The organism is Paenibacillus sp. JNUCC32 (genome assembly GCF_014863545.1).
GTDB classification, from domain to species: domain Bacteria; phylum Bacillota; class Bacilli; order Paenibacillales; family Paenibacillaceae; genus Paenibacillus_AQ; species Paenibacillus_AQ lautus_A.
This window is the reverse complement of sequence record NZ_CP062260.1, coordinates 461,220-475,479: the sequence shown is the minus strand read 5'-3', so window position 1 is coordinate 475,479 and position 14,260 is coordinate 461,220. Positions and strand designations below refer to the sequence as shown.

The 14,260-nt window shown below is 52.7% G+C and carries 10 protein-coding genes and 1 other annotated feature; of the genes, 3 read left to right on the top strand and 7 right to left on the bottom strand.

Annotated features, from left to right (window positions below):
• Positions 1-72: 72 nt before the first annotated feature.
• From JNUCC32_RS02135 to JNUCC32_RS02115, 5 genes are all read right to left on the bottom strand, one after another.
• On the bottom strand, positions 73-1,284 hold the full coding sequence (locus JNUCC32_RS02135; protein WP_192570951.1) for a glucuronate isomerase: 1,212 nt from the start codon (positions 1,282-1,284) through the stop codon (positions 73-75).
• A gap of 29 nt (positions 1,285-1,313) precedes the next feature.
• On the bottom strand, positions 1,314-2,885 hold the full coding sequence (locus JNUCC32_RS02130) for an extracellular solute-binding protein (protein WP_096776154.1): 1,572 nt from the start codon (positions 2,883-2,885) through the stop codon (positions 1,314-1,316).
• A gap of 427 nt (positions 2,886-3,312) precedes the next feature.
• Positions 3,313-4,881: a 2-isopropylmalate synthase gene (locus tag JNUCC32_RS02125; RefSeq protein ID WP_192570950.1), complete on the bottom strand. Its 1,569-nt coding sequence runs from the start codon at positions 4,879-4,881 to the stop codon at positions 3,313-3,315.
• A 95-nt stretch (positions 4,882-4,976) separates the two neighbouring features.
• Positions 4,977-5,206 (bottom strand) — a binding site (T-box leader).
• 81 nt (positions 5,207-5,287) lie between these two features.
• Positions 5,288-6,358: a bifunctional 3-deoxy-7-phosphoheptulonate synthase/chorismate mutase gene (locus JNUCC32_RS02120; protein WP_096776156.1), complete on the bottom strand. Its 1,071-nt coding sequence runs from the start codon at positions 6,356-6,358 to the stop codon at positions 5,288-5,290.
• Between the two features lie 429 nt (positions 6,359-6,787).
• Positions 6,788-7,993 carry a DUF418 domain-containing protein gene (locus JNUCC32_RS02115; protein WP_192570949.1) on the bottom strand — a complete coding sequence of 402 codons (1,206 nt, stop codon included), beginning with the start codon at positions 7,991-7,993 and terminating at the stop codon, positions 6,788-6,790.
• A gap of 347 nt (positions 7,994-8,340) precedes the next feature.
• Here JNUCC32_RS02115 and JNUCC32_RS02110 point away from each other — a divergent pair, with 347 nt between their 5' ends.
• Together JNUCC32_RS02110 and JNUCC32_RS02105 are read left to right on the top strand one after the other, a co-directional pair.
• On the top strand, positions 8,341-9,036 hold the full coding sequence (locus JNUCC32_RS02110; protein ID WP_192570948.1) for a response regulator transcription factor: 696 nt from the start codon (positions 8,341-8,343) through the stop codon (positions 9,034-9,036).
• Entirely contained in the window at positions 9,033-10,490 is a 1,458-nt protein-coding gene (locus JNUCC32_RS02105) for a sensor histidine kinase (protein WP_192570947.1), read from the top strand. The genes JNUCC32_RS02110 and JNUCC32_RS02105 overlap by 4 nt, the downstream gene beginning before the upstream one ends.
• Positions 10,491-10,564: 74 nt before the next feature.
• Here JNUCC32_RS02105 and JNUCC32_RS02100 read toward each other — a convergent pair whose 3' ends face one another.
• A complete protein-coding gene (locus JNUCC32_RS02100) occupies positions 10,565-11,521 on the bottom strand; it encodes a 3'-5' exoribonuclease YhaM family protein (protein WP_192570946.1) in 957 nt (318 codons plus the stop codon).
• A 211-nt stretch (positions 11,522-11,732) separates the two neighbouring features.
• Positions 11,733-12,653: an aldo/keto reductase gene (locus JNUCC32_RS02095; protein ID WP_192570945.1), complete on the bottom strand. Its 921-nt coding sequence runs from the start codon at positions 12,651-12,653 to the stop codon at positions 11,733-11,735.
• A gap of 211 nt (positions 12,654-12,864) precedes the next feature.
• On the opposite strand from JNUCC32_RS02095, the gene mgtE reads away from it, so the two are divergent.
• On the top strand, positions 12,865-14,220 hold the full coding sequence (gene mgtE / locus JNUCC32_RS02090; RefSeq protein ID WP_192570944.1) for a magnesium transporter: 1,356 nt from the start codon (positions 12,865-12,867) through the stop codon (positions 14,218-14,220).
• The last annotated feature ends 40 nt before the right edge of the window (positions 14,221-14,260 follow it).

Genomic DNA, 14,260 nt, shown 5'->3' with positions numbered 1-14,260 from the left:
CCGGTTTCTTGTTGAACCAGCAAAAGCCGATCCCGTTAGGATCGACTATTGCATAAAAACTTTCGTTGTCCGTCAAGCTCCTCCGGCGGATATACCGTAGCGTTTCACGGCACTCGCGTAGAACCATTCTTCTGCCGTCTGCAGCGCCGTTTCTTCATCGATCCAGCCTGACGTGACCCGCTCCCACAGAAACTCGGCAGCCAGCTTCTTCACAAGCAGGATCTTGCCGTAGCTCCATTCCATGCAGCGGGCATCCGAAACGATCACCGAGCTTTTACTGGCCGGGAGTGCTTCCAGACGGTACTGCATGCTGTCCCGGTACGTGCTTGCCCGGAAGTTGAACCACCACATCCCCCCGACATGAACGTTCGGAAAATTCCAGGCAGCCTGCACCGCATCCAGATTGTTCAGCTCCGACGCAAGCACAAGCTCAAAAGGACAACGGTATGTCTCGAATAAAGCGGCGAGCTTCAGGATCCGCTCCGTATCGTTCGCAGGGAACGCCGTGCCGCACCATGACCTCTCGACGCCCAGAAACAGCTGGACTAGCAAGCCGTTTCGATCGGCTGCCGCACAGATAAAGTGCAGCAGCTCCATCAAGATGTCGTCACGTCCGCTTGCCGAGCCGATCTCCCGGCGGAGGTTCGCGCTCGATTCATACCGCGGCAGCGTGGTCATAATGCCCGGGCAGCCCGCATCTTTATAACCGTCAAGCTGCCGGTTTATCTCGTCCCGTATCGCGTGAAACGTCCAGGCCGGTTCGTCGGATTGCACGATCTGATCGACCCATCGACCCAGCGCTCCGTCAATCCGGGGAATCCATACCGCAGGATCCCGCATGCCTTGAAATGCAGCGTGCTCCGGATGGTTCACGACAAACCGGCGGATATTCATCCGGTCTGCCGTTTGCTGTGCCCATCCCTCTTCGGCGGCCGAATGCCGCACTGCGGTTATGGCTTCCCTGATCGAATCTTCATCCTTGATCCCGATCCCGTATAACTCGCGCATAAAGGAAGTGAATGTCCAGTTCATCAGCGTGCTTCTCGTCGAGCGGTAGGCATTCAGAAATACAGCTATGCGTTCCTCCTCAGGCAGCTTCTCCGCTCCATCCGGATAGCCTCCGGCTTGGAGCTCCCGATAGAACCAGAAGTAGTGCGCGATTTCCCAGAAATCCCTTGCGCCAAGCCGATCGCCGACAAGGTGGGTATGGGTATCAAAGACCGGCAGTCCCATAATTCGCTCAAAAAACACGGCTTGTTTGCCGCCGTTATCATGCAGGCTCATGCCAACATCTCCTTCGCTTCAAAAATCGCCTACTTTCGATTTTCCGAAACGACGACGCCCTTCCCTTCGTTGTAACGGTCGGTCGCTTCCTTGATGATTTCAAGGCCGCCTTTTTTCTTATATTCCTCGATTACGTTCGGCCAGTCCGAGATCGGTTCCCTGCCATAGATCATTTTGATCATATGATCAAGAACCAGCTTCGGGCCCACGTCATCGCCCTGCGGGGCAGCATCCGGATATTTGGCATACGCGTCCAGTGCAGGCGAGAAGCGTATCGATCCGAGCCCTTCCTTGAAGACCACGGTATCCATATACTTGATCATGTCCCGCCCGTCTTCCGTCAGCTCTTCTCTTGCCTTGTTATAAACCATATCGTGCACAAACCAGAACATGGCGCGGAAGCGGTCCTCATCCATGGCCTCCGGCGTAGTCGGCGCCGTGAACTTTACCGTTCCATTCTCATTCGTATAGGTTTCGCCTTCAATTCCGAACGAGAAGTACGTTTCCGCCTCCGGCGTCAGCATCCAATCGAAAAACTTGATGATGCCGATCGCCTTTTCCTCCGACACCTTGCTGTTAATGTAGTAAGACGTATTAATGCTGGAGTATAGCAGATGGCCTCCGACGTTCTCGGGTCCTTTCGGCGCAGGAATGATGTCCAGTTTAGCCTCTGGCACGGCGTTCTTCAGCTTGCCGCGGTATTCCGCGAGCAGCTGCGCGTTGGCCGACCACATGCCCGACTTGCCGCTCTCGTTGTTTTTGCCGTAGTCACTGGATGTCAAGGTTGCAAAATCCTTCGGAATCAAGCCTTCGTCGTACATGGTCTTATAGGTCTCCAGCGCCTTCGTCATATTCTCCACGTCGAAGAACTTGGGTACGACCTCCCCGTTCTGCAGCTCAAACTGGGACGGCAGCACATCAAAAGCGCCTAATATCGTATCGGCATATTTAAAATTCTCCCGCATCTGATACGGGAATTCCACGCCTTCCTTCTTCATCGCACGCATCACGTCCAGAAACTCGTCCACCGTCTTGGGCGCCGGAAGGCCGGTTTTCTCCAGCAGATCGGTACGGATGAACAACGCCCGCCGGGACGGATTGGACAGCCAGGCCGGGATTCCGTATATTTTGCCGTCATAGCTGGTCTCCTGCCACGCTTCCTTCGGTACGCTCTTCATCAAGTTCGGCGCATGCTCCTTCAGCAAATCGTCAAGCGGCATGAATACGCCGGCCTCTACGGAGCCGGACATCCCCTTGCTCGTGGCCCCTCCCACGTTCTGGACAACGTCAGGAATATCGTTGGAAGCGAACATCAGCGTCATTTTGCTATCGAAATCCTTCAGCGGAAGCATCGTCAGATGAATGTCCGTATTGGTCCGCTTCTCAAGCTCCTTCACCCATCTCTCCTCGTTCACATCCTTCGAACGCTCGGCGTGTTTGTTTCCGCTGGTTGCCATGGACATCGTAAAGGACAGCCTGCCATCAACCGCGGCCCCGGACGAACCGGCTTTCCCTCCATCCGCTTCCTTGGCACCGTTACAGCCGACTGCCGTTAAGGCGATTAGCGCACTCATCACAATAAAACTCCATTTTCTTCTCATCCCCATCGCTTCCTTCCCTATTCTTGCAGATTGCCTATCCAGTTGCTTCTACATGACTGCCCGGATTTCGAGTCTCCCCGGCTTTGGATGAAGCCGGATAGCCCGCTCCCCCCGAAGAGTATCACCCTAGGTTATAAAACGCTTTCATAATATCATTCAAATCCCGTCGGTTGACATGTACTTTTTTCAGCTCGCCTGTGTTTTCCTATGCTGGCCCGTTATATGCCCGGATCGGAACGCTGTCATCAACGCTACTTTACGCAACGCACAAAAAAACCGACTCCGGGGCTACGCGAAGTCGGTTCTTTCATTTATATTACTTACTGTTATTACTTGCCCTTCGGTGAACGCAGCCAACTCATGGGGCGTACAGGCAAACACGGCTTTCGGATGTCCTGCCGCTGCCCAAACCGTTTCATCGGCATTATTATCGTGCACTCACCGGCGCTTGCGCCTGAGCCTGCGAATCGTGGCCGGCATCAAGCAATACCGCGTTGATTCCGTTAAGAAATGCCAGCGCGCTGGCCTTGATAATATCCGTATCCATCGCGCGTCCGGAATAGATTTTGCCCTGGTATTCGATACGAATGTTTACCCGGCCGATGGCTTCTTTTCCCCTCGACAGACTGTTGATTTTGTAATCCTTCAGCTGCACGTCCAAACCGACCAACGCTTTAATGGCACTGTACAGCGCATCGATCGGACCATCCCCCACCATACTGTCCCTGAATGTCTCGCTGCCTTTCTTCAGCTTCACGGTTGCCGTCGGATACAGATCATTGGTGACGACCTGGAAGGAGTCCAGCTCGTACAGATGGCTGCTGACTTCTTCATGGGTGCGGTGCTGGGTCACCAGATAAAAGACGTCATGGTCATATACTTCCTTCTTGGCATCGGCCAGCAGCAGGAATTTCTCAAACAGCGCTTCAAAATCTTCGCCTTCGCCCGTCTCGAAGCCCAGCTTCTCCACCGCGTTCTTGAACGCATGCCTTCCCGAACGCGCCGTCAGGATCAGCTCCATGCTGTCGGCGCCGACTTCCTCCGGCGACATAATTTCATAGACCTGCTTATCCTTCAGCAGACCGTCCTGATGAATACCGGAAGAGTGCGCGAATGCGTTCTCGCCCGTTATCGCTTTGTTCACCTGCACATCCAGGCCCGTCAAATGCGTCAGCAGCCTGGAGGTTCGGATCAGCTCCTTGAGCCGGATATTGGTGGAAGCTTTGAAATGATTCTCCCGGACCTTCAGTCCCATGACCACTTCTTCCAGCGAAGTATTGCCTGCGCGCTCCCCTAAACCATTGATGGTGCATTCCACTTTCTCGGCGCCGTTCCGCACGGCGCTGAGCGTGTTCGCCGTAGCAAGCCCCAGGTCGTTATGACAGTGAACGCTGAGGATCACCTGATCGTTCAGGTTTTTCAAGCGTTCGTTGATTTTGCGGATCAATTCGCCGAATTCGTCCGGCACGGCATAACCGACCGTGTCCGGCACGTTGATCATCGTTGCCCCGGCCTTTACCACGGCCTCGATCGTTTTCCACAGATATTCAAAATCGGACCTGGATGCGTCCTCCGTCGAATACTGAACTTGAGGCAGCAGCGTTTTGGCATACTTCACGGCATCTACGCCCATCTGAAGCACGGCATCCTTGGAGCGGTTGAATTTCTTCTCCACATGGATGTTCGAGGTACCGAGCACGATATGAATCAGCGGGTTTTGCGCAAGCTTAATGCTTTCATATACGGCATCGATATCGCCCTTCACCGCGCGCGCAAGCGCAGTGATCGATACGCTGTCGCCCACGGTGCGGGCGATTTCCTGAACCGCCTGAAAGTCTCCTGCCGAAGACGCGGGAAAGCCCGCCTCGATAATATCGACGTTCAACCGCTTCAGCTGCTGCGCAAACTCGATTTTTTGCTGTACGTTCAATTTGGCGCCGGGAACCTGTTCTCCGTCGCGCAAGGTTGTGTCCAATACGATAATATTTCGTTCCATTCGGAATTCCTCCTTGGTCGCTGATCTTGGTTTATCTATATCAAGCAGGGTTGGTTAAACCCGGAATTTAACCAACAAAAAACCCCGCCTCTACGTATAGAGGCGGGGTTGAACCCGCGGTACCACTCTAATTCATTTTATGCAAAATGATCTTCTTCGATGGCCATCACCATCTATCCCTGTAACGGTGGAACTCCGGCTAACCCTACATGTTCAGGCAGCTGTTCATAGACGAGTTCAAAGGGAACGACGTTACCGTTTCGCACCTGCCAACGGCTCTCTGAAAAGTCATTTCGCTTTTACTATTTCTAATCAAAACATTTCGATATGAATTTTGATAACTATCTTAGGGAATGAACGGCGATTTGTCAACCCTTCATTTTCCAGAAGTTAAAAACGACGCTTCTTACAACAATCCAGACTTCCTTACGTTAGCCAGGAAATCATGGAACTCCGGAATATTCAGCTGCTGCGCCGCATCGGACAACGCCGTGGCCGGATCGGGATGAACCTCGACCATCACGCCGTCTGCACCCGCAGCCAGCGCCGCTCTGGCACATGGGGCCAGAATGTCTTTGCGCCCTGTGGAATGCGTCACGTCCACCAGCACCGGCAGATGCGTTTCTTGTTTCAGGATCGGCACCGCCGAGATGTCCAAGGTGTTTCTCGTTGCCTTCTCGTACGTCCGAATGCCGCGTTCAATCAGCATCACCTGCGTATTGCCGCGGGACACGATGTATTCCGCAGCGTGCACGAACTCATCGATCGTAGCCGCAAGCCCGCGTTTCAGCAGCACCGGCGTTTGGACATCCCCCGCCGCTTTCAACAGCTCGAAGTTCTGCATGTTCCGCGCGCCGATCTGAATGACGTCAATGTATTCGCACGCAAGCTCGATATGGGCAGGATCCACGATTTCGCTGATCGTCTTCAGCCCGAACTCGGACGCCACTTCCTTCAGAATTTTCAGGCCTTCCACGCCCAAGCCCTGAAAATCGTAAGGCGAAGTTCTCGGCTTGAACGCTCCTCCGCGCATGACGGTAATGCCGGCTTCCTTGAGGGCTGCCGCAACCTGGCGCACCTGCTCATAACTCTCAACCGAACAAGGTCCTGCAATCATCACCGGCGTGCCGCCGCCGATCACCGTGCTGCCCAGCTGAATCAGCGTATCCTCCTGCTTCTTCTTCCGGCTCACCAGCAGATGCTTCTTATGATCGACCTGCTGCAGCTTTAAGGATGCCTGAAAAATCTGTTTAAACAAATGACGCACCGTCTCATTATCGAAAGGGCCTTGGTTATGTTCCACCAAGGTGTCCAGCATTTTCTTCTCGCGTACCGGATCGAAATCTGGCACTCCCTGCTTCACTTTCTCCTGACCGATTTCCTTGGCGATCCGCGCCCGCTCCGACAGCAGCTCCAACAGCTGAAGATTGACGGTATCAAGCTCCGATCTCAATTGCTCCAAACGTCCTTGACTCATCTAGAATCTCTCCCTCGCATTTTTTTCTGGTATATATAAACAAAAAGACCCCCCGCCCGGAAAGGGACGAGGAGTCGTGGTACCACCCTTATTAGATATGCGAAAAATATAGCAAGCACATCTCACTTGAACCTCTTAACGCAAGGGTTACGGGTAAACCTAAGGCTTGCACGAAACATGCAAACGATCAGAATACCAGCTCCGGAATGAACTTCGGCGGAGAACCTTCACCGGGGCGCTCTCAGTCGGTGGCTGCCCTTTCCTGTCAGGAACGTTCTTTCGCTTACTCTTTCCATCATCGCTTGTTATAACATATCGTGTTGGTTAATTTAGAAGCATTGTATTACACCCCGGATTGAAATTGCAAGAGTTTTATTTAAAGCTTGGGTGCTTTGATGCAGCGATGATTTAAATGGGCGGCCTGATTCCTCAGGAACGAGCATGCACCCTTTCTCTTTGTTTCACGGGATTTCCCCAATACGTAAACAGGCGCCAAACATATTCGAACGGGCCGATCGGGAGCCGTTTGAACCAGACTTTGCTGCAGGCTGCTTGCACAATAAAAATAATCACGGCCATCAGCATCTGCCAGACCGGCTCGATGGTTCCGTACCACCCCAGACCGTAGCTGTAAAAAATCAATCCGCACAGGATCGATTGAAGCAAATAGTTGGTGAAGGCCATTTTGCCGGGATAGGAAAACCCATGAAGCACCTGTTTCCAGGAATTATTCTGGTATAAAAGTGCAAACACTCCGATGTAGGCCAGCGCCAAGAGCGGTGCCCCCACGAACAAGGCTGCGGCCTCGACCCAGGACGGAAGTCCATCCGCTTGCGTCATCACGAGCTGAAGCGCAAGACCCGCGATTCCGCCCAGAAGGGTCAGTCGGATGATCCCCTGCCGGTGCTTCGGGACCTCGTGCAATATCCGGCGCTTGCAGAAGTAGGCGCCCATCAGGAACATGCCTAAAATTTGCGGGTAAAAAATCACCATGTTGAATATCGAGCTGATATAATCGTTCAGCCGCTGAGCCATGATCTGGGCCATCGACCCTTCCCCGTAAATAGCGGCATCCCGCTCCTGGAAATAGATCCCCATCTGTTGTGCATCCGTCGGGCTAAACGGCTCGAATACCTGGCCGGATGCCGGGTTCAGCAGGCTTGCCCCCGTTAGCAGAACGGGAACGAGCAGCAGCAGGGATACCGACCAGATCAGCAGCGTTTTCGGCTTGCAGCGCTGAAACAGCATCAGGAGGAATCCCATAAGCGCGTAGTGCGTTAGAACGTCCCCGTACCATATCAAGATTCCGTGGATCAGGCCGATCAGAAGCAGAGCCGTTAATCTTCGGGCATAGATGCGGTTAAAACTGCGGCCTTTGGCCTGACTGCTTTCCCGTAACAGCACCATGCCGTAGCCGAACAGGAAGGAAAAAATCAAAATGAATTTGCCGTCAATGACAATCCCGCGCAGCATCATCAGGACTTCATTGTACCAGCCCGACCATAATTCGACCCCGAACGAAATGGTTTGCAGCGATGTCGTAAAAAACGTAATGTTCACCAAAAAGATGCCTAATAGTGCAAATCCCCTCAAGCTATCGATGAGCTGTATTCTGGGCTGTGAATTCGTTGCCATCATCGTACCTCCTTATCATTGTGCCTACAGGTTAAGGTACAATCATAAAGAAAGGATAAAGAAACTCAAATTGGCCTGTAAGTATACAGCAGCTTAAGCATCACTGCGCATGCGGATCATTCTTCCGATCGCTGTTGCCCCCAGATTTCTATCTATCCATTTAAGAATGGTTGAAATCCGGGGGCAAAGGCGACCGCTGCCGCTTCTCCAGAACGATTCCGCCTGCTCCGTTGAAGTAGGGGCATATATAAACTTCAAGTAACAGGCCATTTCTTTATTCTTTCTTTAGAAATGACGTGTACACTTACCAGATAGACCTTTTGAATAGCTATTTCTTGGAGGATGTAATGGATATGGCAAACGAAACGATCCTATTGGTGGATGATGAAGAAGAAATCATCTCTTTTATACAAGATTCATTGGAGCTTGAAGGCTACCGCGTACTCACGGCCGGAAGCGGACAGGAGGCGTTAATCCAGAGCAAGCAGCATCCGTCCCTGATCATACTCGATGTGATGATGCCCGAGATGGACGGCATTGAGGTCTGCAAGCAGCTAAGGGAAACGACGTTGTGCCCCATTGTGTTCCTGAGCGCCTGCCAGAGTGAAATGGACCGAATTAAAGGTCTAGCGGCAGGCGGGGATGATTATCTGCTCAAGCCCTTCAGCCTCGCGGAATTAAAAGCCCGAATCCATGCCCATCTGCGGCGGGAACAGCGAATCCACACGCAAAAAGAACAGGGCATCCTGCGGTTCCAAGCCCTGACGATCGATTGCAGGGGGCATGCCGTTAGCTGCAACGGGCACGACCTCACGCTAACAAATAAGGAATTTCAGATCGTAGAACTGCTGGCGATGCATCAGGGACAGGTCTTTTCCAGGGAGCAGATTTACGAGAAGTTATGGGGATTGGACGCCGATGGGGACGACTCTACCATCACCGAGCATATCAAGAAAATCCGGGCCAAGCTGGCCGCCCACGCACAGAACCGCAGCTTTATTCAAACCGTCTGGGGCATCGGCTACAAGTGGGATCCCCAATGACGAAACAGCGTTCCATCAAAAATACGTTCGCCCGCCATTTCGTCTCGATTCTGCTCTGCAGTTTGCTGGCTACGCTTGTGACCTGGGGACTGCTCGTGATGCTGTTGGGTTACTTGTTCAACCATGACATCGCGCTCCCGGCAAATCATTACGAGGCGCAAATCCCCGTGATTACGGAATACGCCCAGAGCCGGGGCGACTCCATCATGAGCACGGAGGGGCAAGCCGAGCTGGAAAAGGTGATTCCCTCACAGGGCATGTCCTACCTGGTCGTGTCCCTTACCGGCAAACCCTTGTACGGGGATCTTCATATCCATGAATCGCTTAGCCGGCAGAAGATCCTGGCGCGATTAAACCAGACGCGCAGCGGCATGAATGAAATCGTAGTATACAAGCCGGTTGTCTCCCGAGACGGCAATCTGATCGGGGCTCTGTTGGTTGGATACAGCCTGAAGGTAACGGCGGCCAATCCTGCGCTGAATCCCTTGGTGACCTTTGGGTTCCTTGCGTTCTTCCTGACGCCATTTTTGTATATCGTTTTGTTCACCTTGGTATTCGGCAGGCGGTTCAGCCGAAAAATCAGCGCTCCGCTGCAGCAGCTTCTGCAAGGAGCCGAAATGATTAAAGAGCGTAATTTAGGCTTTAGCATGTCCGGGGCTTCGTCCATTACGGAGATAAACCGGCTAACGAAGGCTTTTGAAGACATGCGTCAGGAGCTGGAGCATTCCATCGAGCGGGAGTGGAGAATGGAGCAAGAACGAAGCACCATGTTTGCGGCGCTCGCTCACGACCTTCGGACGCCGCTAACGATTGTTCAAGGCCATGTCGAGGGGCTGGAGCAGATGAACGGGGAGCCTGATGAAGGCAAACGGCTGCAGTACCTGCAGGTCATCAAACGGAACACAACCCGCGCTTCGAAGCTTCTTCAAGACATGAACACCATGGCGGAGATCGAGAAGGTGTCTTTTCGGCTCCAGCCGCTTCCCGTGGATATCGAAGAATTGGCGGACGAAAAAACCGGGGAATATGCCGCTTTATGCAGAGGGAAGAACATCGCCTTCCAATCGAAGGTTTACGATAACCGAACGGCCAAGACTCCGATCATGCTCGATCCCTATCGCATCATCCAGGTTCTGGACAATCTCGTATCCAACAGCCTTCGCTACACCCCTGAAGCCGGGCGGATTCTATGGCACATCGAGATCACCGAGCAGCAGGTAGTGATGGCCGTCACGGATAACGGAACAGGCTTTGGGCAGCAGCGGCATCTGCAGCAGGTGTTTAAGCCTTTTTATCAGGGGCAGGTTCATTCTTCCAGGCAAAAAGGGCATTCCGGTCTGGGACTGTATATCGCCAAACTTCTCGTTCAGCACCATGGAGGACATATTGTTGCCGAGAACAACCCGATTCGCGGGGCAACGGTGCGGTTTACGCTGCCGATCCAGGGAACATGAGCCGTCCTACACCATAATGAAAAGGCATGCCCACAATCCAATGCGGGCCAATGGATCGGGGAATGCCTTTATTGTCATACCTTCAACCGATAAATCGCTTTATTATCCAGGCCGCGGATCATTGGTGTCCACGGCTCCGTTTCAATCGTCGTATCCAGGGCGTCCTCTACCATCTGCATCTTGGCATCCAGCAGATCGATATGATGCAGCGCGACGGCCTCGGCCGTTTGCGGCTGAACCGGGCTGCCCCACTCTCCGAGGTTATGATGGGAAAGCACCAGATGCTGCAAGCCCAGAACCACTTCGGATTCAAGCGCGATGCCGTTCTCGATCGCCGCCTCCACGATCCAGTTGGACGCCAGGGCGATATGCCCTATCAGCTTGCCCTGGTTGCTGTAATCCGTTACGATGCCCATCTGCGCGATCATCTCTTCCGGCTTCGCGATATCATGCAGGATAATGCCCGCCCTGATCAAATCCGGATTCAGAAACGGCCGCTGCTTGCAGATGAAATCGCCAATCTCCAGCATGCGGACGATATGGTAAGCCAGCCCGGCGTAATAGGCATGATGATAGGTTTTGGCAGCCGGATAATGCATCAGCTTCTCTTCCACCTTCGACACGCAATACTGTACGATGCTTCGCACCTGCGGCTCCGTAATCTCGTTCATCGTAAGTTTGATCGTATGTAACAGATCCACGGGGCGAATGGGCGCAGCCCTCACAAAATCCGTTAACGAGACGCCATCCGCATCGGTGGCCTTGCGGATACGGCTGATCTTGACTTGAGGCTGGTCCCTGTAGCTCAGTACGGTCCCCTGGATTTTGACCAATTGCATCGGCAGGAACGTTTCTTTATCCTGTATGGTCACATCCCAGTACTTGGCCGATATTTGACCGCTGGCATCCGCGAGAACAATATCGAAATAGTCTTTCGGCGGCGTGCCGTTGGTCTGTCTCATATTCAATTCTTTTAACAAATAAAAACCGACAAAATCATCTTGTATGCTGAGTTTATTAATAGGTTTCATCTGTTCCTCCCCAAAAAATCCCGTTAGGTTTACTATAACAAAGTCCCGTACAGTGAGTCTATTACCCTATACCAGCTCTGTAAAATCGCAGATTCCTGCCTGCGAAGCGGACGGTTGCCGGTTCGCAGGCAGGATAGGGATGACACAAGAAAAAGCACCCGCGGGTGCTTTTTCTGCTATCGCCCTCTTCGCTATCGATTCGGGGCGGGTATTAAGATTTCCAGGCTCCCGGATGGTCGTCCTGCACCAAATCCAGCTCCACGGCCTTCGCGTTCATCTCCACCTGTTCCACGCTCTTGCAGCCGGGAATGACGCAGCTGACGGCCGGATGCTTCAAGCACCAGGCCAAGGCCCACTCGGCCATATTCACGCCCTCCGGCACTTCATTCTGCTTGATCTCCTCCACAAGCTTCAGCTTGGCGTCGATCTCATCCTGGTCACGGTTCTTGCGCACATTGTCGCTGAACACCGTGCCAGGCTTGTATTTTCCGCTTAAGTAGCCGCTCGCAAGCGGAACTCGCGCCAATACGCCAAGATCCTGCTTCAAACATGAAGGGAGAACCTCTTCCTCCGGCGCCTGATCGAGACGGTTATACACGACCTGGATGGCTCTGGCATTCACCTCCGCCGCCTTGTCGGTTTGATAGATATTTCTGTTGCTTCCGATGGATATGCCCAGATTTCGGATGGTTCCCGCTTGGACCTGCTTGTCCAGCATCGTCCACATCTCATCATTGTTGAACACTTCATCCGAGCCGGAATGGAATTGATACAGGTCGATATAATCGGTACGAAGGGCTTTAAGTGATTCCTCCAGCTGAATTCGGATCTGCTTCGCATCCCAAGCATTCTCCCATTGCTCATGCCATCGATGGCCAAACTTGGAGGCAATGACCCAATCCTCGCGGCGGTCGCGCGCCAAGAAATCACCGATGAAATTCTCGGACATATGATGGGGCCCGTAACATTCGGCTGTATCCAGCAAATTAATGCCCAGCTCCTTGGCATGCGTCAAGATGGCATCGACTTCCTTTTGGTTGAAATCCTTCCCCCAATCACCGCCAAACTGCCAGGTTCCCACTCCGACTACCGATACTTTCAAATTGGTTTTCCCGAGACGTCTGTATTTCATATACTCACCCCTACTCATGAATTTGTGCGCCTATATCTTATTGTAAAATGCAAGCGTTTGCAACTCTTGCCGAGGATTCTTTTTTCGTTCGCCAATCCTTTTTTCATGCACTCGCCGTATCCATGCTGTTTAACAACAAGTCGTTATGGTGAACCCTATAATACGTACATTTCGTTATCATGGGACGGAACAAGAAAGGAGGAGTCATGGCGTGAATTCCCGGACACTTGAGCAATGGATGCCGGACATTACAGAGAGTCTAAAGGCAAAGACGTCAAATGATTTTCAGCGCATCATCGACGAATTTCTCCCTTATGACCTGGCAAAAATACATAGCCACCTGAGCGACACGGAACAAACCCGCTTTCTTCAGTTTCTGAACGAGGAACAACTGGCCGACATGATTCAGGAAATGGAGCATGACCGGCAAATCGAAGTTCTGGGCAGGCTGGGCAAAGAGAGAACGGCCATCATCCTGGACTTGATGGATAACGACGACCTCGCCATTCTGCTGGACGAGCTGTCACCCGAGCAGAAGGACGAATTTCTCAAGGGAATGCGGGACGAGGAATCCCAATTTGTCCTGAACCTGATGAAATACCCGCCGGAAACCGCCGGCCGAATCATGACGAACCGTTATGTGTGGATCCCCCAGCATTACACCGTTTCGGAGGTGGTCCAGAAGCTGAAAACCTACGTCTCCATTTCGGAAACCATCAACTATCTGTACGTCATTGATCATGACAAGAAGCTGATGGGCGTGGTGTCTTACCGGGGACTCATCTTGGCCGAGCCGGAGGAATATATCGTGGACATCATGCACAGCCGGGTGCTGTCCGTGCCCGTGGATGCCGATCAGGAGGAAGTTGCGCACATAATCCAAAAATACGATTTGGTTGCTATCCCCGTCGTTGAGCAGGACAACCGTCTTGTTGGGATCATTACGGTTGACGATATCCTGGACGTCGTCATTAAGGAAGCCGATGAGGACATTCGGAAAATGAACGCCACCGGAGGCAAAACCATCGACTTCAACACCAAAGCAACCGTTGCCGCCTATCGAAGATTGCCGTGGTTGGTCCTGCTCTTATTCATCGGGCTGATCTCGGGAACGATCATTTCCCGATTTGAAGAGACGCTGGCGCAGGTTGTGGCGCTGGCCTTCTTCATGCCCATGATTGCAGGAATGACCGGAAATACCGGAACGCAGTCGCTTGCTGTCATCGTAAGAGGCTTGACCACCAAAGAAATGACCAAATCGCTGGTGTTTCGGCTGTTAGCCAGGGAACTGAAGGTCGGGCTGATGATCGGGGTGACGTGCGGCATTCTGATTTCCCTGATCGCATACTTTTGGCAGGGCAACCTCTACTTGGGGTTTGTGGTCGGAAGCTCGTTGATTGCCACGCTGATCGTGGGCACGATGGCCGGCACCGTCATCCCCCTCATTCTGTTCAAATTCAAGATCGATCCGGCTGTGGCTTCCGGTCCGCTCATTACAACCATTAACGATATTCTCTCGCTTGTTATCTACTTTGGCATCGCTACCCTGTTTCTTACCTATATCTGACCGAGCACTTGGGATTAACCATCCCTCTCGATAAAAAGGC